Genomic DNA, 19,348 nt, shown 5'->3' on the forward strand with positions numbered 1-19,348 from the left:
GCACACGTGACCGAGAGCCTCGGTGGGGGCGTCGCTTCGGCGATGCAGACATTCGCGGAGGCAACGCCGGAGATCGAGCACCACGTAATCGGTGTGCTCCGAAAAGGCGAACTCGATGTGTCCCGTTTGGAGTCGTTTAGTTCGGTGAAATACGTGTCAAAGCGCAACTTTACTCCATTGCGACTTCGGCGGCTGCTACGCGAAATCGAGCCGAGCATCGTGCACCTGCACTCGTCTCTCGCTGGAGCGGTCGGACGAAGTCCGTTGTCCATCCCGCGCGACGCCGCGGTCGTGTACAGTCCGCATTGCTTCGGCTTTGAGCGTCGCGACATCGGGGCATTCGCCCGTCTTGTGCTGCAAGTCATCGAACGCTCACTTGCGAGGCGAGCCGATATGGTCGCCGCGTGCTCTCCACATGAGGCGCGCACCGCTCTCGCACTGGGAGTGCGTGAGGCGAGATACGTGCCGAACGTTGGCGATATGACGCGAGTTGAGCCGGCATTCGAAAGGCCATCGTTCCAAGTGCGACTCGTGACGATTGGGCGAGTTTCGGCACAAAAGGATCCCGCGCATTTCGCGGAAGTAGTGCGTCATGCAGGGAAGCTAAGGTCAGTGACAGCCACGTGGATCGGCGACGGCGACAGCGAGATGAAGCGTAGCTTGGAGGAAGTTGAGGTTACGGTTACCGGTTGGCTGAGCCAGGCCGAGATTCGTCAGGGGCTCTCGGAAGCGGATGTCTATGTGCACACTGCAGCGTGGGAGGGTTTTCCGATTGCCGTCATTGAGGCCCATGCCGCGGGACTGCCTATCGTGGTTCGCTCAATTCCAGCCTTCGAGGACGTCCCGAGTAGCGTGAAGCGGATGGCATCATCCGAACTGGCCGAACTTGCTACGCAAGTCGCCACAGATCCATCGCTGCGCGCTCACAACCTCTCGGTCTGGGCGAAGGTCTTGGAGAAGAACACGCGGGAAAGTCAGTCAGAAGTATTGCGCCTTGCATACACGACTGCCAGTCGCCGAATGGTGGGCTTGATATGACTACCATCAGCGACGACAGACCTGTGAGGGTAGCGCTGATTCACTGGGGTTCGAGCGGTGGCGGGCCGGCATTCGCATACCATCTGACCAAGGGGATCGCTTCGCTGCTGCCGCCAGGGTCAGTCGTTGCCTCCTACAGTTCCGGCAGTGACAATCTCGAGCTCTGGCGGCGCCTAGGCGTGGAAGCGCATGAGGTTCGAACATACCGATCGAAGCGCGAATTCCTCCTGAGGGCACCTTGGCTCATTTGGGAGATCGTGCGCTTTCGCTTGTTCTTGCGGCGTCACGATGTCTCCGTTGTTATCTCCCCGATGTACAGCTTGTGGCAATCACTATTTCCGTCGCTTCTGGTGGGGAACGGTCGACAATATGTGGCGAGTATCCATGACGCAGTGGACCACCCAGGTGAGGAGCATCTTCTCAAGAGGTGGTGTCGTGCTGCGGACCTTAGGCGCGCCGACTTGGTGCTCGCTTTCAGTACCGCGGTCGCGCGCCGGGTCGAATCCCAGACAGCTGCTCCCGTCCTGGTTGTTCCCCATGGGGTCTCAGCAGTAGCGGCTTCGCCGCGCACTGCCCCACGTGGTCGAATAGTCCGCCTCGGGTTCTTCGGTCGCCTACTCCCATACAAAGGCCTTCCCCTGTATGTCGAGCTCGTGAGGGAGCTTTCAAATAGAGGGATAGACGTACGTGCTGAAGTTCTCGGGAACGGGCAGGCTGACGAACTGATTTCCGCAAGTGGCGACCTTCCGATTCACTGGAATCTCAAATGGGCGTCGGAGAGCGAGGTGACCGATTTCTTCAGCCAGATCGACATCACGATCGTCCCGTATGTCGAGGCGAGCCAGTCGGGCGTTGTCGCGTTGTCTGTGGGCGCAGGCGTACCGGTTGTCGCAACCCCAGTCGGCGGACTCATCGAGCAAGTAGGCGAGAGTCAGGGCGGCATCGTTGCCGATTCGGTCGACGCCTCGTCTCTTGCCGATTCCGTTGAGCGACTGATAGCGGTTCCGGAGATGTACGAGGAACTCTCGGCGAGGGGCCTGCTTGCAGCGCAGGGCTCGCTCTCCTGGGAGAGCGTATCTTCCGTAGTTGTCAGCGCGATACCCGGTGGCTTGGTTCGAGGGCGAGGAATTTCCCGATGACGTTGGCAGGCAGAAATCCCGCGATGTCGAAAGCCATGCGTCGTCTAATAGTCACGGTGAACTACAATTCCGCCGACGTCCTGGCCGATAGCATCGCATCGGTAAGTGACGACAGTTTCGACCACTGGCTGATCGTAGACTGCGCTTCGCCTAGAGAAGGCGAACTCGAGAAGCTGGCTTCATTTGAAAGCAGCAGGATCTCAGTCCTACCGCTGGCGGAGAACATCGGATTCGGTGCGGCCGTCAATAGAGGTGCGGAGCACCTGAGTGTGGGGGACGGTGATCTTCTCTGGATTCTCAACCCCGACACGCTGATTGGTCCTGGTGCCCCCAATCTCGTTTGGCATGCATTGGTGGAATCTCCACATATCGTTGTCACTCCGCGTATCTTTCAATTCGGTCCGGAGGAGAAGGATTGGTTCTCCATCGGTTATTTCGACTCAAAGAAGATCCGTGTGAAGCATGCCGCGCCACCTAAACGCGAGGGGATCTACCCGTTCGCCCCAGCAACGGCTCTCGCGCTCTCGGGCGCGAATTGGTGTCTTCTTGGCGGGTTTCGGTCGGACTTCTTCATGTACTGGGAGGACGTCGAGTTTATGGTCCGGGCAATTGACCGAGGTCTAGAACTGCGAACACTCTCAGAGGCGGTCATCTGGCACATCGAGGGTGCGTCAAGCGGGTCCGGCCATGGCAGAGGTGAAGTGTACTATTACTACACAAACCTCAACCGGGCGACCTTGGCCCGAGAGATGCTCGGCACAAGACGTTGGATTTCGCCGGGGTACTTGATCGTTACCATCGGAATGCTAACCACGCCTCTGCGCCAGGAGCGGTCTGGGAAGGTCCGGAAATTTGCCAGCGCTGTCAGAGGTGTTGTTCGAGGGGTCCGTGAATGATTAGCAGGAATCTGGCTCGGATTTGGCCCGGTCTCGCGCGTGATGTCGTCTATAACTGGCTGATAGCCTCGCCGTTGTTCCCAAGGCCACTTCGTTGGCGAGCGCTGCGGGCGTTCGGCTTCGAGATTCAGAGATCCTACATCTCTCCCGGCGTATGGTTTGGATCTAACCGTGTCGCTATCGGAGTGCGGAGCTTCGTTAACTATGGCTGCATGTTCAATGCAAGCGGTGGGATCTACATCGGCTCGGACGTTGCTATTGGCATGCGGTCGATGTTTGTGACAAGCAGTCATCAGATCGGAGGCTCGCGCATGCGCGCGGGCAAGGAGACTTCGGCCGCGATTTCGGTGGGCGATGGTGTTTGGATCGGTGCTGGAGTCACCATTCTTCCGGGCGTTTCGATCGGTGCTGGGAGCATTATCGCTGCCGGTGCAGTTGTGGCAAGCGATTGTGGCGAGAATGGCCTGTACGCGGGAGTTCCTGCACGATTGGTCCGGCGCCTCGAACATGCAAGTCTTGCGACGGAAATGAGCTAAGGATATATCTGTGAACACGAATGACGGTATGCGTGTCTTGGTCCTGTGGGCTGATGATCGGTCCGCGAATCTCGGTGTTCGCGTCCTGGCTCAGGGCGCCGCCACGGTTGTGACTCGAGCCTTGGGCGAGGCCGCCCATATTGATTTCCAGGATTTCGGCCCAAACGAAAGCGGATTCAATCCGGGAAAGAAGAATGTCGCAATGGATCTTATCCAGCGGCATGGTCCGGTCTCCGAGTGGATTCAGCAATACGACCTGATTCTTGATACTGGTGCTGGTGACAGCTTTACGGATGCGTATGGATGGCGACGCGTCCTGATGATGATGTACACGCAGCGCGCCGCACAGCGTTCACGGGTACCACTCATTTTCCTGCCTCAGACCATCGGGCCCTTCAGATCACGGCACATCGGGTCACTTGCGAGGCGGCGTCTTGCGGCTGCGTCGAGTGTCTTCGGCCGCGACAGAGTGTCACTCGACTATGCGGCGAACGCCTTCGATATCTCAGCCATCCCCTCCACGGATATGGTGTTCGCACTGCCCCGTCCCGCGGTTCCGCAGCGCGACGACGTTGTTCTGAACGTCTCCGGCCTGCTCTGGGATGCTAACCCCCACGTCGACCACCTCCTCTATCGAACCCGTCTGAGGGATCTCTCGCGGTCGGTCCAAGCGCTGGGCCTCAAGGTAGTTCTGATGCCGCACGTGCTCGAGAACCCGTACCAGGACAGCGACGTCCGTGTCCTTGATGAGGCTGCAAGTGAGCTTCGTGCCGATGGTTTGATGGTTCCCGGGAGCTTGAGCGACGCGCGAGCGATTGTCGGCGGTGCACGCGCGGTAGTTGGCTCTCGGATGCACGCTTGCCTGAATGCTCTCTCGATGGGTACACCGAGCTTCGCTTGGGCCTACTCCCGCAAATTTGCGCCGCTCTTCTCGGAGATCGGCTGGGGGCACGGCGGCGACTTGCGAGAGGACGGAGATATCGTCACGCCGACTTTGAGCTTCATCGAGGCTGCGGTTGAAGCCCGCCTTCAGCCTGAGGTCGAGCAAGCCCTATCGAATGCAGATGGTCTGATGGACCGTCTCGTCCTTGATCTGTCAAGTCACACGCAGGAGTTCGCTGTTGGATGAGCTATCGCGCGCCGTTCGTCAAGTGGTGGAAGGCGGGCTTTGCACCGGGTGCGGCGGTTGTGCCGCAATGTTTGAGCGAATTGAGATGGTCGAATCTGATGGGTTTCTTCGGCCTCGAGTCGTCGATGGGCCCGTCGGGCTCAACGATCGCGACTCGGCTCGGCAGTTCAGAACAATCTGTCCTGGACTCGGCATCGCTCGGCCTGCCAGCGAATCTCAGACGGCTGATCACGATGTGTTTGGACGATACGTTTCTGTTTGGCGTGGGTGGGCAACTGATGACGAGGTTCGCATCTCCGGGAGCAGCGGGGGTGTCCTAACCGCCCTCTCAGAATGGATCGCAGCTCAAGGGGGTGGTCACGTTCGGGCCGTGCAAGAGGACCGCACGAAATCCACATTCTCGACACCTGTAAGAGTCACAGGGCGCGCGGGCGCGCTTGCTGCATCGGGGTCGCGCTACGCGCCCGTTGCAACGCTAGAAGGAATTGAAAGCGGTGATCCCCCGGTCGCTGTCGTTGGGAAGCCCTGCGAGATTGCGGCTGTGACCACAATGCAGGATTCAGCATTCCTTCCGTCTTCGACAATCAAGCTCTCCTTCTTCTGTGCGGGGACTCCGAGTTGGCGTGCCACAGAGCGAATCCTCAGTGCGCTTGACTTTGGCGATGAACGACCAGAAAGTATTCGCTATCGCGGGCTCGGTTGGCCGGGCAGATTTAGTGCGGTAGATCGCGACGGCGATCGGCGCGAGATGGACTACGAGCGGGCTTGGGGTGAGATCCTCGGTCGTGATCTGCAGTGGCGATGCAAGCTCTGCATAGATGGGACGGGCGAGCTTGCAGACGTCGCAGTTGGCGACTACTGGCAGACGGACGCCCGCGGATTCCCCATCTTCACAGAGGGACATGGCAACTCAGTGGTCATTGCACGTACGCCGAAAGGCCAAGACCTGCTTATGGCGGCTCGCTCCGCCGGGGTCGTCGATCTCAAGGAGATTGATATCGAGGATGTTGCAAAGGTGCAGCCTCTGCAGGTGGAGCGGCGGAGCACGCTCGGCGCGCGACTTGCAGGACGAAGAGTCGCCGGATATCGCGTGCCGCAGTACTCAGGGTGGCAGAAATTGAACTTTCGGCGCGCCAGCCCGCGACTTGTCATCCGCACCGCGCTTGGAACACTGCTCCGCTCCATTAGACAACGTCGAATGGAGTCGGTCATGTGGTCTCGCCGGAACGACCGTGGATGAGGAGCAACTCAGACGCAGATTCAGCGCGGGGGCGCCCCGCGTTGATCGTGATTGCCAACGCCATCAACATTGGTGCGGGACTAGTGGTCGCTCCAGTTCTTGCACGCCTGCTCGGGCCAGAGGGGCGAGGTGAGACTTCTGCGGTAATTGCCGCACTCAATATTGTCCCGATTCTGATCGGACTCGGAGTTCCACTTGTCGTGCGGCGACTAGCCGCAGCTGGTTGTCGCGAGCAAGGCACACGAGCGGCACGTATTGTTGCACTCGCTCTCTTCCTGCCATCCAGTCTCGTGGCCGTCGTACTGGCGTTTACCGCCTTCGGCAGCCTCGATCCAGTAGAACTGACGGCAGCCTTCGTTGGAATCACGCTTGCTCCGCTGACTGTTCTTTGGATGACGGACGCGTCAGCAATGGTAGGCATGGAGCGCTACTGGGCAGTCTTCGCGATCCGGATTTCACAGCCCGTTGCGTTCATGATCTTTGTCATAGGTGCCGCCGCATTTGGTGTCCTGGGCGTGTGGCAGGTCATCTGGGCTCAAGTCGCTACTAACGTCTTGACGCTCGTAGTATCCGCTTCGTGGAACCGTGTCACAGTAGTGGGAGCTCGTGCGAGCCTCCGGCATGTGGTCCGCGAGGGGCTATCGCTAGCGGGCGGCGCGGTATCCGAGGCGCTTTCCTATCGGCTCGACCAGATCCTGATTCTGCCTCTAGCTGGAAGCGCGCAAGCGGGCTACTACTCAACCGTCACGATCATCGGGTCTATTCCCCCTGCAGTATGCCAAGCGGCAGTCGCCCCCATCTATCGGTCCGTCGTGCGAGCGCCACAAGACAATCGTGCCGCGATACTGCTCTCAGGTGCACGCGAGATTGCCAGCCTCGGAGCCCTCGCATCAATCGCGTTGATGATCGTGAGCCCCGTCGGCATCGTCCTCGTCTTCGGAGCTGAGTTTTCGCCGGCGATCCCAGCAACGATTGTCTACTTGATCGGGTCCGCAGCGTTGTGCTCCTCGGCGTACAGTTCACTCATGCTCGCCGGAACTGGCAGAGGGACAGCAATGACTGCCGGTCAAACGGGTGCGCTACTCGTTGGGATAGCGTTGCTCGTCCTTCTGGCCCCGCCTTATGGCGCGCTAGGCGCCGCGGTCGCATCAACCGTTTCGTATCTCGGCCTCGCTGTAGTGCTGAACCTTCGGCTTGGGCATGGAGGCCGCGCGCTACTTCCCACTCCAGCTCACCTCTTGGCAGGTATTCGCCGTATCCTCGCGAGGTAGAAGGCGCTTGCAGAACGCGGCCAGCAACCAAGGGCATTCCGTCGTCTTCCGACTGATGCCACCGCACCGTGACCGAACCGTCACCCACGATTCACACCGCGGAAATCGCCGCCGTGGCGCCCCGCGACGCCCCTCTCATACAGTGAGAGGGTGCCGTCGCGACGGGGGTGGGCGGCACGATGTTCTGTGCGGCGACCGAGGTCACCGGCGCCTCGCTGAGGCGACCCCGAGACTTGACCGGAGCGGGTCGGGCTCGCAGCGCACACGGGCGCCGCAACTCCGACCCGCTCGCGACCCAGGAGGTTCCGACCACACATGACACAGCAGATCACGAAGGCCGTCATTCCCGCCGCGGGCCTCGGCACCCGCTTCCTGCCCGCCACCAAGGCGATGCCGAAGGAGATGCTGCCGGTGGTCGACAAGCCGGCCATCCAGTACGTCGTCGAGGAGGCCGTCGGCGCGGGGCTCGACGACATCCTCGTCATCATCGGGCGCAACAAGAACGCGCTCGCCAACCACTTCGACCGGGTCACCGAACTCGAGCAGACGCTCGAGCAGAAGGGCGACCAGACCAAGCTCGAGCGGGTCATGCACTCGTCGAGCCTCGCCGACATCCACTTCGTACGCCAGGGCGACCCGAAGGGGCTCGGGCACGCCGTGCTGCGCGCGAAGCGTCACATCGGCAACGAGCCGTTCGCGGTGCTGCTCGGCGACGACCTCATCGACGAGCGCGACGCGCTGCTGACACCCATGCTGCAGCAGTGCAGCGCGCGCGGCCTCACGGTCATCGCGCTCATGGAGGTCGACCCGTCGCAGATCCACCTCTACGGGTGCGCCGCGGTCGAGCCCACCGAGCACCCGGATGTCGTCAAGGTCACCGAGCTCGTCGAGAAGCCGTCGGCCGACGCCGCGCCATCCAACCTCGCCATCATCGGCCGGTACGTGCTGCAGCCCGAGATCTTCGACATCCTCGAGCGCACGCCCCCCGGCAAGGGCGGCGAGATCCAGCTCACCGACGCGCTCCAAGAGCTCGCCGCTGAGGGCAAGGTCGTCGGCATCGTGTTCCGCGGCCGCCGCTACGACACCGGTGACCGGCTCGACTACATCAAGTCGACCATCCAGCTCGCCCTCGACCGCGACGACCTCGGAATCGAGCTGCGCCCCTGGATCAAGCAGCTGGCTGCGGGGCTCGACGCGTGACCGCCTCCGCGCTCGCCATCCCGCCGACCCCAGGCATGGCATGCTCGTCTCGGACGGAAAGGACCCCATGAAGATCTCGGTCATCGGCTGCGGCTACCTCGGCGCCGTGCACGCCTCCGCGATGGCAGAGCTCGGCCACGAGGTCGTCGGCATCGACGTCGACGAGCGCAAGATCACCGAACTCACCGCCGGCCGGGCGCCGTTCTTCGAGCCCGGGCTGGCCGAGATCCTCACCTCGGCCACGCGGTCGGGCCGGCTGCGGTTCAGCACCGACATGGCGGATGCCGCGGGCGCCGAGATCCACTTCATCGCCGTGGGCACACCGCAGACCCCCGGCAGCGACGCGGCCGACCTGCGGTACGTCGACGCCGCGTTCGAGTCGCTCGCACCGCACCTCGCCGAGGGCGCGCTCGTGGTCGGCAAGAGCACCGTGCCCGTCGGCACCGCGGCGCGCCTCGCCGCGCGCCTCGCCGAGATCGCGCCGCACGCGCGGCTCGCGTGGAACCCCGAGTTCCTGCGCGAGGGCTTCGCCGTGAAGGACACCATCGAGCCCGACCGGCTCGTCTACGGCGTCGCCGACGAGCACGCGGCCGATCAGCTCGACGCCGTCTACCGCACCGCCCTCGACGCCGGCACGCCGCGCATCGTCACCGACTACGCCACCGCCGAGCTCGTCAAGGTCGCCGCGAACGCGTTCCTGGCCACCAAGATCAGCTTCATCAACGCCATGGCCGAGATCGCCGAGGTCACCGGTGCCGATGTCACGCAGCTCGCCGACGCGATCGGCCACGATGCCCGCATCGGCCGCCGGTTCCTCAACGCCGGCGTCGGCTTCGGCGGCGGCTGCCTGCCCAAGGACATCCGCGCCTTCGCCGCCCGCGCCGAGGAGCTCGGCCGCGGCGACTCCGTCGGCTTCCTCCGGGAGGTCGACGAGATCAACCTGCGCCGCCGCCAGCGCGTCGTCGACCTCGCCGTCGAAGCGCTCGGCGGCTCGGCCTACCAGAAGCGCATCGCCGTGCTCGGCGTCACCTTCAAGCCCGACTCCGACGACGTGCGCGACTCGCCCGCCCTCGACGTCGCCGTCTCGCTCAAGGGCCTCGGCGCCGACGTGATCGCGACCGACCCCGAGGGCATCGCGAACGCGCGGGCGCGCCATCCGCAGCTCGACTACGTCGCGTCGACCGCCGACGCACTGCGCGGCGCCGACCTCGTCGTGCTCGTCACCGAATGGCGCGAGTACCGAGGCCTCGACCCCGCCGACACCACGGCCCTCGTCGCCTCGCCCGTCATCATCGACGGACGCAACGTGCTCGACCCCGCCGCCTGGCGCGCCGCCGGCTGGACCTACCACGGCCTCGGCCGCCCCTGAGGTGGAAGACGCGCCGGTAAGGTCGCTGCCGACGCGGCAGCTCTCGATCGCGGATGCCACGCCCCTCGCGCACGCGTACGTGCACGCCGTCGCGGCGTCGGTCGGGGTGCGCGCGTTGAGCATCAAGGGGCCCGCCGCCTCCCATCATGCGGTGCGCGGTCCGCACGTGTCGGCGGACGCCGACGTGCTCATCGACCCCGCAGGGTTCGGTGACGTCGTCGAGCGGCTGCGGGCGGCCGGATGGCGCTCGCGCGAGCTGGCCGACGGCACCGAGGACTGGTCGGAGCACTCGGTCACGCTCATCCGCGACGGATGGCCCTGCGACCTCGACCTGCACGAGCGGTTCCCGGGATTCCTGTCACCGGCCGGCGAGGTGTTCGAGGCGCTGTGGCGTGATCAGGTGCCCGTCGACGTGGCCGGGCGATCGGTGCCGATCCCGAGCCGGGACGGCACCATCCTCATCGCCGCGCTGCACGCGCTGCGGCGCTGGCCGGCATTCGGTGGGCGGGCGGATGGCGAGCTCGCCGAGCTGCACGCCCGGTTCGGGTCGCTCGACACGGCCTCGCGCGCACGCCTCGACGCGCTCGCGCACGAGACCGGCTGCATCGAGACCCTCGACGGCGCGCTGCGCTCGCTCGGGGTGTCGGATGCGGCCGCGGGCGCCCGCCGCGACGACACCGAGCTGCGCGCGTGGCGCGAGCGCCTGGCCTCGGGCGGCACGGGCACCCACTTCTGGCTGCGCCGGCTGGAGCGCACGCCGTGGCGCGATCGGCCCCGCGAGCTCGCCTACATCGTCTGGCCCGACGAGGAGAACCTCCGCCGCTCGCACGCCGACATCGCGCCCGGCCGGCGCGCGCTGAACCGCGCCCGCCTCGCCCGGCTCGGCCGCGGCCTGCGCAACCTGCCGTCAGCCCTCTGGGCGCGCGTCGTGACACGGAGGGGCCGATGAGCGGCGCGGTCCGGCGTTCTTCCGAGCTGGCCGTCGTCGAGCGCGATGACCACGCCGTCATCCTCGACCTTCGCCGCCTCGACGCTCCCGACCCGATCCACCTCGACGGCACCGCCCTCGAGATCTGGCGCGCGATCGACGGAACCCGCGACCGCGCCGCGATCGTCGCGGCCGTGACATCCGCTTACGGAGTCGACTCGGCCGACGTCGAAGTCGACGTCGCGGCCTTCCTCGACGACCTGGAGCGCCGCGGCCTCATCGGCCCAGCCTGACTTCAGTCCGACGGCAGTGCGTTCACCTCGCCGGTGATCTCGACCACCACGGGCACGCCGGCGACCTCGGACGGCAGCCGCGCCGCGACGCCCGGGTCCACCACGCCGATCACGACCGCCTCGCCTCCCGCTGGGTCGTGGCCGAGGCCGACGGAGGTGACGCCAGGGATCGCGAGCAGGCTCGCCTCGTCGCTCGCCGGCACTCGTCCGAGCGCCGCGAGCTGCGCGTCGTCAGCCGGATGGAACTCGACGGGGCCGGAACCGGAGTAGTCGGCTTCCGGGTGGTCACCATCGCTCATGAGGTCACCTCGTATCGCCTCTCGGCAACTCTACGCTTCTCCCTCCTGCTTCACGGCTCCCGGCGTTCCGGTCAGGGCAGCAGCCGGATGTTCAGGGCGGCGAGCGCGGCACCGATCGGGTTGGCGAAGGTCGTGCCACCACCGCCGGCGAACAGGAGGCCGACCGGCCTGAGCCCCGTCGCCCACTGCCAGATGAGCGAGCCGGAATCGCCGCCCGCCGAGAACGGGTTCGCCGTGACCGACTGGATCGCGATCTGGTTGCGGAAGAGCGCCACTCGACCGGATCCGTAGTTGACGTTCACCGACACGCCGATCTGCGTCACGCGCCCTTGCGTGAGGCCGGTGGTTCGGCCGCTCTTGCCGACGACCATGCCGAGCGTCGCGGGGAGCGGCGCCGTGCCCGTGCGGTAGTACGCGTTCGCACCCCCCGAGATGAAGTACTGCTCGCCACGGACGCGGTCGGCCCACGCCCAGCCGAAGGCGGCATCCACGAAGTTGGCCGCGCCGCCGTAGATGAGCGGCACCCAGCGTGCCAGCACGGCGATCTGGTCGGCGGGGCTGCGCCCACCATCCAACGGCCCGGGCTGGACGATGCTGTCGTTCACCCGGGCGTCATTCGAGTTCGCCAGCACGTGGTTGTTGCTGAGGATCAGGTGGCGAGTCGTCCACGGGTCCGTCAGGCCGATGGCTCGGCTGCCGAGCGTCCCCGCGGTGATGTCGACGTGCCCGACTGAGACACCGCCCGGCGCCGGGCGGTGCCGTCCACGGAACGAGTACGCATCGACCGAGCCCACCGGGACCTGCTCCACGGGAACGGTCGAGAGGGCGCGCGTGCCCGCGCTCTCCGCCACCTGGCTCAGCAGTTGCTCCTGCGGCAACGGGCTCTCGGTGAACAGGGTCAAAGAGGCCTCGCCCGGCACGCCGCCGATGGAGAGGCTGGTCGGATCGGGCAGGCCGATGCCGACCCCGAGGATGCCTCCAGACGGCGATTCCTCGGCGAGCGATTCGAGTCGGCCTGAAGCGGTGAGCAGCGTCGCCTCGACCGCGTCGCGGAGGGCGACGAGGTCGCTCGACACGCCCGCCTCGGCGAACGCGGATTCCTGCTCTTCGGTGCTCAGCGCCTCGAGGTCGATATCGGCGACACCGCCCTCAGGGCCAGGCGCCTCCTCGACCGGCGCTTCGCCCCCTCGCGCGTCCGGGTCCTCGATCGGTGTGGCATTCGCGTCGTCGCTCATGATGCTCCCCCTAATGCGAAGAATTCCTCGGTTCTGGGGTCATCGTGGCAAGAAGCACGGCTGGCCGCTGTCGGACCTTTGGGGGACATGTCGACGGCGCGCCGACGGGGCCGGCCGTGTCGGCGACGCCGGGCCTCTTCGGTCGCCGACCGAGCGCTACCGCGTGCGCTCAGAGCGACGTGTGCGGGTCGGCGCGGACTGCGCCTGGTCGTCGAACGCGAACGGCAGATCGGGCTCGGCCTGGTAGTAGCCGCCGTAGTGCGCGCCGTACGCGTCGGCATCGGCGCCGCGCCGCGGCACGGCGTTGAGCACGAGTCCGAGCACGCGGCCCTTCACCTTGGCGAGCTCGGCGAGCGACTGCTCGAGCGCATCCACACGGGTGCGACCCGCGTAGGCCACGACGATCGCGCCGTCGGTGCGCGCCGTGAGGATCGCGGCATCCGTCACCGGCAGCAGGGGAGGAGCGTCGACGAGCACGATCGCGTGCCGCGCCAGTTGCGACAGGGTGGCGCGCATCGCGTCGGAGGAGAGCATCTCGCTCGGGTTCGGCGGGATCGAACCGGCGGCGAGCACCGCCAGCCGGCCGCTCGGGCCCCACGGCTGCATGACCTCGGCGAGGGTCGCGCGGCCGATGAGCACGTCGGTGAGACCCGCGTTGCTCACGAGGTTGAAGGTCTTCGCGACCATCGGGCGGCGCAGGTCGCCGTCGACGACGACCACAGGCTGGCCCGAGGCGGCGATCGCCATCGCGAGGTTCGCCGTGACCGTCGTCTTGCCCTCGCCGGGGAGCGAGCTCGTGACGACGAGCACGCGGGCCGGGTGGTCGACGTTCATGAACTGCAGGTTCGTGCGCAGCTTGCGCATCGCCTCGGGGAGGGCGCGCCCGTCGGCGGCGTCGGCGCCGCTGAGCAGCCGGTGCTCTGCGTCGAACGACTTCTCGAACGGCACCGAGCCGATCACGGGCACATCGAACGCCTGGCTGAGGGCCGCAGCCGAGCGGATGCGGCGGTCGAGCGTCGTGCGGATCACCGCGTAGCCCACGCCCACGGCGAGGCCAACGAGCAGGCCGAGCGCGATCGCGAGGCGCGTGTTGGGGGAGCTCGGGCCGCCGGGGAGAGTGGCGGCGTCGAACGTCTGGAACCCGACCACCGACTCGGGCGCGGCGCCCTCGATCGGATTGCCGGCCTCGTCGAGCTGCGGGCTCGCGGCTGGGCCCGAGTTCTCGATCTCCGAGATCTGGGCGCTCATTCCCGCGATCCACGCTTCGGCGAGCTGCTGGGCCGTTTCGGGGCTCGATGCCGACGCCGTCACCTTCAGGACGGCGGTGTCGAGGGGGTTGGTGACGGTGACGCGGCCGATGAGCGCCGACGGCGCGTCATCCAGCTGGAGTTGCTCGATCACGTGCTCGGCGACGCCCTGCGAGGTCGCGACATCCACGAACGACTTCACCCGCGACTTGGCGTAGTTGTCGCCGACGAGCGCCGCGCCGAGGTCTTCGCTGACCCCGGTGGTGATGATGCCGCTCGCTTCGGAGGTGAACACCTTCGGCTGGAGCAGCGTCCATCCGAAGGCCGCCGCGCCGCCGAGAAGGGTGCACAGAAGGATCGCGAGCCAATGGGCGCGAAGGATCTTGAGGTAATCGGAGAGTTCGATGGTGCTACCTAGGTTCGGGGTCGAACCCTCAGGTCAACCGCACGCCCAGCCGCTGCCGGACTTCTTGATCGACGCCACCGCGGACGGCGTGCCGGTGAGCCCGCCGCCAGAGACAGTGCCGGTGACCGTCGGCTTCAGGTTGTTGCTGTTGCTCGACGGGCCGCCACCGAGTGCCACCGTCAGCGTGGTGCTCGCGCCGCCTGCGAGAGACGGCAACACAACGGTCGATCCCGACGTCGGGGTCCCGCCCTGCACCGTGATCGACGTGACTGTCGTTCCGGCGGCGTCGTTGTTGAGGGTCACGGCAAAGGCCACATCCGAATGGAACGCGCTGGTGCCGGTGTTCTTGACGGTGAACGTGACCGAGGTGCCCGATGCGCAGCCCGTTGCCGTCACCTGGACCGTGTGGGTGCCGCTGGCCGCGAATGCGGGAGCAGCGACACTGAGTGCGATAGCCGGCGCAGCCCACAGGCCGGCGGCGACGGCGCGCCGGCTGATCGGCTTGGACGTGAGGTCGTCGAGGATCTCAGACGAGGGCATGGGCGCGACTCCAGAGTTAGGGGCGGGCAGACGACGAAAGCGTTCGGGGCTCGTCGATGAACCCTCGTGTTCCAGCAACCCTAACCGGAGAACGCTAGCCGGTACAGCGGACGCGACCATGCCGGTCCCCGAACTGGGGGTAACCCGTATCCCACGCGGATGGCGCCGTGCGAGAGTGTCTCGCATGAGTGCGACCGACGGACGCCCCCGGGTGTCGGTCGCGCGTCCGGCGACCCGCGTCACCGGCGTCGATGCCGCGCGCGGGCTGGCGCTCGTCGGCATGTTCGTCGCGCACGTCGCGCCGGTCGTGCCATCCGCGGATTGGACGGAGATCATCGCGATCGCCGACGACCGCCCTCGGCTGCTGTTCGCGCTGACCGCGGGCATCGGGCTCGGCCTGCTGACCGGCGCGACGCGGCCTGCGACGGAGGGCCGCGGCATCCTGCGCCGGCAGATCGCGATCCGCGCGCTCATCCTGATCGCGCTCGGCGTGCTGATCGTGGCGGTGTTCAACCCGCTCGTGTTCGTGATCCTCGAGGAGTACGGCGTCGCGTTCCTCGTGCTGCTGCCGCTCCTCTTCATGCCCGGATGGGCGGCCGTCGCGCTCGGCGCGGCGCTGCTCGTCGTGACCCCGGCGGTCGCCGCGCTGGCCGAACGCGACCCGGCCCTCATCGACGCGAGCGGCGGCGACGCCGGCTTCGTCGTCGACTGGTTCCTCACCGGCGCCTACCCGGTCATCATCTGGGTGCCGGTCATGCTGATCGGGCTCGGTCTGGCGCGGCTGGATGTCGCCTCGCCGCGGGTGCTTCCCTGGTACGCGCTGGCCGGCGCCACCGCGGCCGTCGTCTGCCTGCCCCTTGCGGGCTCGATGCCCGCGAACCAGGTGCTCGGCGCCGACCCCGCCGCGGACTGGATGATCCCGGTGCGCGCGTCGGCCGAGACGGTCGGGAACGTCGGGGTGAATCTCGTCGTCGTCGCGTTCGTCGTGACGCTCACCGCGCTTGCTGCGCCGGGCGTGCGCCGCGCCGCGACCGCTGTGCTCTCGCCGATCACCGCCATGGGCGCCATGCCGCTCACGATCTACACGGCGCACCTCATCGTGATCTCCTTCTTCAAGCGCTCGGAGAACGGCGTACTCGTCGACGATTCGTGGGCGCTGCTCATCGGGCTCGTGGTGGGGTCGATGCTGTTCGCGTCGGTCTGGCAGCGGTATGTGGGGCGCGGGCCGCTGGAGATGCTGCTGCGGTGGGCGAGTGGGCGGTCGCAGGTGCCCGCACCTGCGGACGAAGCCCGCTGAAGATGCTCATGAAGGGCCTCGAGGTCGACGCCGTTCGGTCGTCAGGGCGTTGCAAGGAGCATCGTTGCCAGCGCGGCGGTGTTCATCCGGAGGATGCTGGTGGCCACCGGAATATCGAGTTCTGCGACGGTGTCCCTGGGCGTGTGTTCATCCAGGTTCAGTTGGTCCGCTCCCTCGATGGTCAGCACCGCAGGGAGGTCGGCGTCGATGAAGGACACGTGGTCAGAAGCGAAGGGCTCGAGCGAGACGAATACGTCCAGATCCGTCGTGTCATGGGCGGCTTGCGCCAACTCGTCGATCACATGCTGGGAAACGGCAGCGCCTTCCAGCAGGACGGACGGCGCGGCGGTGTTGAGCCGAGCGATCATGTCCATGTTGAGGACCATGATGATCCGCGACCGATCAGCGTCAGTCAGCCCCGCCACGTGTATCCGACTGCCGTGGAGTCCCTGCTCCTCGCCGCCGAACACGACCAGGCGAAGGTCATGCAGGGTGTCGACATCGGCGAACACATGGGCGATTTCGAGGACTCCTGCGGCACCCGAGGCGTTGTCGTCTGCCCCGGGTGCCGGTGCGTTGACTCCCGCCGCCTCGTTGATCGAGTCCAGATGCGCCACGACGTAGACCAGCCGTCGCTCGTCCTCGGGGGCGGTGCCGGGCTTGTCGGCGACGACGTTGAGTGTCTCGCGACCGCTGAAGGCCACCGGCTCCTCGCTGGTGGCGTACCCGAGTTCGGAGAACCGGTCGGCGACCATTCGTGCCGCGTCGCGGAACGACGTCGAGAAGGAATGCCGGGTCGGGTGCGCGGTCAGGTCTTCGATAGCCCTCTGATAGCGGACGGCCGAAACCGCATCAGCCAGCCCGGTTGTGGCCATCTCAGCCGAGCGCCGCGAACGGACCTCCGACCGCGTCAGCAAGACGGGGTGCGGCCGCTCGTCGAGCCCCCGGCGACAGCCTGAAGGCGTCACTGGTACATCCATGGCTCTCCCGTGATCGGCTGGTGGACGGATTGCGCTGGCTGGACGCGCTAGGGAATCGGTACTTCGAAGCTCTCCACGACACCCTGCAGGTCGGTTGAGTTCTGAGCCGGACCAACTGCCCCGATGCCCATTCCGCGTTTGGCGAAGCCCGCCCAGATCTCGGGCACGTCCTCGGGGTTGAGGGCGGTGGCCGCCGAGATGATCCCGTCGCGGGCGTTCAGGAACGTCGGTCGCGACGGCGTCAGCTTCAGGCCGCCGACCACATCCAACAGAATCAGTCGCTCGGCTTCTTCATGTCCGTGCTTCGCCACCAGATTGACGAAGACCTCCCAGAGGGCCGCGCACCAGATCTCCCCGGCGTTGTGCACAGCGTTGTTCGGCCCGCCGGCGTTCGGACTGATGGGCGGACCGACCGGGAGCAGCTGACCGGCGCTGATGTGTCGGAACGTCAACGCGTTCTTCGAGGTATCCGCGCTGTACGGGTATCGCCGGATCGAGAAGTAGTAGTTGTCAGTGAAGGTCGCAGTGAGGTCGGTCCATCCGCCGACCGGGAACGCCCCGCCGATGAAGTCATCGCCCGGTTGCGACGTCATGCTGATGGCGAAGAAGTCGCCCCAGCCCTCGCCCATCGCGCGACCCTGCTGGTTGGTCAGACCGTTCGCATTCCCTACCAACCGGTTCGTGATGTAGTGGCCCATCTCATGGAACGTGATCAGCGCCTCATGGTTGCTGGTACGGGTCGGCTTATCGGGCTGAGGTCCCAGGAACTCGTACATCTGCATTCGTGGACTGGCACCGTCTGCGGGGGTGGCCATGTTCGCGTTGTCGGTGCCGCTGAAGTCGTTGCCTTCCGCCAGGATGGGATCACCTCCGACGCCGCCGCGGCCGAAGTTGTCGTCCTGGGCGTTCCCGGCCGCCTCGTCGAAGCCCGCGTCGTACCAACGGTCGTGGAGCCAGTTGACGTGGAAGAACATGCCCACGACGCTGTTCTGGAGATTCACTTCGTCGCTGGCGTCCCGGTTGTGGTCGTAGGTGTAATCGAACGTGTCGACAGCGGAGATTCGTCCTGGCGTGTCGCCGCTCCCCAGCCCGTCCTGCGGCTGCAGGTCGGCGTACGCGATGCAGTTGTTCCCGCGAGTGGTGGTTGCGCCCGGTGCCAGCCATGGGTCCCGGCCCGGCAGGCTCTCGAGTGTGACCAGGCGCTCCACGACCGTCGCTGCCTGAAAGCCGTCGGGCACCCCAGTGGGATGGGGGGTTCCGGGAGCCGGCCCATCGTGCGGACGGAACAGTGCGTCTCCGGTGTTGTGCACTCGATATGTGAAGGCGGCACTCTCATTGGCCAGGTTCTTACGGAACAGGAGGAATGGAGTGTCCACCGCGTCGATGACGTAGCTGAACGCGGGAAATCCGACGATCCACAGTTCGACGTAGTGACCTGAAGCGAACTGCTGATTCGCCAGAGGGAACATGACGTCCTTCACCCTGACCGGCCGCTCGAAAAGGGGCCGACGCTCATTCTCACCAGCTCTGAACTCGTAGAACCGGTACGGACCGCTGTCGGGCTGCGTAGCCGCGGCCACGAAATCCTCGGGCTGGTAGACGACGCGGGTCAGGTCGAACGCCGCCCGTGCGATCGCATCCTCCGGGGTCCGCGCCGCGGTGCGGGCCTCGCGAGCCGACCGGGCAGCCGTGTCCGCGCCGGGGAACAACTGCCCGGATACGGCAATCACGCCATTCTGGTCGTCGAGCGCAACCGTCACATCCGAATCGAAGACTTCCACGCCATCGACACTCTGGAACAACTGCGCTGTCTTGAGACCGGCGCGACTGACCGAACGCACCTGCACAGCCGCTGCATCCTCTTCTGTGAGGTTCCAGACGTCGCGTCGGTCTTCGATGAACTGAACCACAGCCTCGCCTGGATCCGACGGCCCTGGCGCAGACAACCGGCCGCTGGGCTGTCGGCTCAGGATCCGGTTGGGGAGCCCCGTTGCTTCGTCCTCCTCGATGACCAGATCCGGCACATCAGCGGACAACACATCACGCCCGGCGCTGGTGGACTCCGGCGCCGGCAACTCGGCGCTGCGTGAAACCTGGACACCGCGGTCATATAGGGCGTGATAATCGTCCGGGATCATGAGTCACCTCCCTCCCGTGGTCGGACCGATCCGACCACGCTAACGACGTCCTGGCTGCGCGATCACTCCGTCCTCATTGGCGGACGGAGCAGTGAAACAAATCTCCCGCATCCGCGTCACATCGTCGTCACGTCGGCGTCACCCACGCGAGATGCCAGTTGTCGAAT

General features: G+C 65.9%; 18 protein-coding genes. 12 read left to right on the plus strand and 6 right to left on the minus strand.

What is annotated here, in order from left to right; all coding sequences use genetic code 11:
* Positions 1-6: 6 nt before the first annotated feature.
* The 11 genes from AC3RKB_RS11245 to AC3RKB_RS11295 all read left to right on the plus strand — a co-directional run bounded on the left by AC3RKB_RS11245 (position 7) and on the right by AC3RKB_RS11295 (position 11,039).
* Complete coding sequence (locus tag AC3RKB_RS11245) at positions 7-1,038, plus strand: glycosyltransferase (protein WP_491436231.1); 1,032 nt, start codon at positions 7-9, stop codon at positions 1,036-1,038.
* Entirely contained in the window at positions 1,035-2,177 is a 1,143-nt protein-coding gene (locus AC3RKB_RS11250) for a glycosyltransferase family 4 protein (RefSeq protein WP_491436232.1), read from the plus strand. Before AC3RKB_RS11245 ends, AC3RKB_RS11250 begins: the two co-directional genes overlap by 4 nt.
* Positions 2,174-3,073, plus strand: a complete 900-nt coding sequence (locus AC3RKB_RS11255) for a glycosyltransferase family 2 protein (protein ID WP_491436233.1) — start codon at positions 2,174-2,176, stop codon at positions 3,071-3,073. Before AC3RKB_RS11250 ends, AC3RKB_RS11255 begins: the two co-directional genes overlap by 4 nt.
* A gap of 212 nt (positions 3,074-3,285) precedes the next feature.
* On the plus strand, positions 3,286-3,609 hold the full coding sequence (locus AC3RKB_RS11260) for a DapH/DapD/GlmU-related protein (RefSeq protein WP_491436234.1): 324 nt from the start codon (positions 3,286-3,288) through the stop codon (positions 3,607-3,609).
* A 10-nt stretch (positions 3,610-3,619) separates the two neighbouring features.
* Positions 3,620-4,738 carry a polysaccharide pyruvyl transferase family protein gene (locus AC3RKB_RS11265; RefSeq protein WP_491436235.1) on the plus strand — a complete coding sequence of 373 codons (1,119 nt, stop codon included), beginning with the start codon at positions 3,620-3,622 and terminating at the stop codon, positions 4,736-4,738.
* 85 nt (positions 4,739-4,823) lie between these two features.
* A complete protein-coding gene (locus AC3RKB_RS11270; RefSeq protein ID WP_491436815.1) occupies positions 4,824-5,978 on the plus strand; it encodes a Coenzyme F420 hydrogenase/dehydrogenase, beta subunit C-terminal domain in 1,155 nt (384 codons plus the stop codon).
* On the plus strand, positions 5,975-7,249 hold the full coding sequence (locus tag AC3RKB_RS11275) for an oligosaccharide flippase family protein (RefSeq protein WP_491436236.1): 1,275 nt from the start codon (positions 5,975-5,977) through the stop codon (positions 7,247-7,249). Before AC3RKB_RS11270 ends, AC3RKB_RS11275 begins: the two co-directional genes overlap by 4 nt.
* 315 nt (positions 7,250-7,564) lie before the next feature.
* Positions 7,565-8,449, plus strand: a complete 885-nt coding sequence (gene galU / locus AC3RKB_RS11280) for a UTP--glucose-1-phosphate uridylyltransferase GalU (protein WP_491436237.1) — start codon at positions 7,565-7,567, stop codon at positions 8,447-8,449.
* A 67-nt stretch (positions 8,450-8,516) separates the two neighbouring features.
* Positions 8,517-9,818, plus strand: coding sequence for a UDP-glucose dehydrogenase family protein (locus AC3RKB_RS11285; RefSeq protein WP_491436238.1), 1,302 nt, complete (start codon positions 8,517-8,519; stop codon positions 9,816-9,818).
* A 1-nt stretch (position 9,819) separates the two neighbouring features.
* The gene (locus AC3RKB_RS11290) at positions 9,820-10,767 is read left to right on the plus strand and encodes a nucleotidyltransferase family protein (protein ID WP_491436239.1); all 948 of its coding nucleotides are present in this window, start codon (positions 9,820-9,822) and stop codon (positions 10,765-10,767) included.
* Entirely contained in the window at positions 10,764-11,039 is a 276-nt protein-coding gene (locus tag AC3RKB_RS11295; RefSeq protein ID WP_491436240.1) for a PqqD family protein, read from the plus strand. Before AC3RKB_RS11290 ends, AC3RKB_RS11295 begins: the two co-directional genes overlap by 4 nt.
* 2 nt (positions 11,040-11,041) lie before the next feature.
* On the opposite strand, the gene AC3RKB_RS11300 is transcribed toward AC3RKB_RS11295, so the two are convergent.
* The 4 genes from AC3RKB_RS11300 to AC3RKB_RS11315 all read right to left on the minus strand — a co-directional run bounded on the left by AC3RKB_RS11300 (position 11,042) and on the right by AC3RKB_RS11315 (position 14,766).
* Entirely contained in the window at positions 11,042-11,338 is a 297-nt protein-coding gene (locus tag AC3RKB_RS11300; protein ID WP_491436241.1) for a hypothetical protein, read from the minus strand.
* A gap of 71 nt (positions 11,339-11,409) precedes the next feature.
* Complete coding sequence (locus tag AC3RKB_RS11305; protein ID WP_491436242.1) at positions 11,410-12,573, minus strand: chymotrypsin family serine protease; 1,164 nt, start codon at positions 12,571-12,573, stop codon at positions 11,410-11,412.
* 156 nt (positions 12,574-12,729) lie between these two features.
* Positions 12,730-14,226 carry a tyrosine-protein kinase domain-containing protein gene (locus tag AC3RKB_RS11310; protein ID WP_491436816.1) on the minus strand — a complete coding sequence of 499 codons (1,497 nt, stop codon included), beginning with the start codon at positions 14,224-14,226 and terminating at the stop codon, positions 12,730-12,732.
* Positions 14,227-14,259: 33 nt separating this feature from the next.
* On the minus strand, positions 14,260-14,766 hold the full coding sequence (locus AC3RKB_RS11315) for a hypothetical protein (protein WP_491436243.1): 507 nt from the start codon (positions 14,764-14,766) through the stop codon (positions 14,260-14,262).
* Positions 14,767-14,950: 184 nt separating this feature from the next.
* On the opposite strand from AC3RKB_RS11315, the gene AC3RKB_RS11320 reads away from it, so the two are divergent.
* Positions 14,951-16,063, plus strand: a complete 1,113-nt coding sequence (locus AC3RKB_RS11320) for a DUF418 domain-containing protein (protein WP_491436244.1) — start codon at positions 14,951-14,953, stop codon at positions 16,061-16,063.
* A gap of 41 nt (positions 16,064-16,104) precedes the next feature.
* Here the strand turns inward: AC3RKB_RS11320 and AC3RKB_RS11325 are convergent, their stop codons facing one another.
* Positions 16,105-17,031, minus strand: coding sequence for a M28 family metallopeptidase (locus tag AC3RKB_RS11325; protein ID WP_491436245.1), 927 nt, complete (start codon positions 17,029-17,031; stop codon positions 16,105-16,107).
* A gap of 59 nt (positions 17,032-17,090) precedes the next feature.
* Positions 17,091-19,181, minus strand: coding sequence for a M36 family metallopeptidase (locus AC3RKB_RS11330; RefSeq protein ID WP_491436246.1), 2,091 nt, complete (start codon positions 19,179-19,181; stop codon positions 17,091-17,093).
* Positions 19,182-19,348 lie beyond the last annotated feature (167 nt).

This window comes from Agromyces capsici (genome assembly GCF_058349965.1).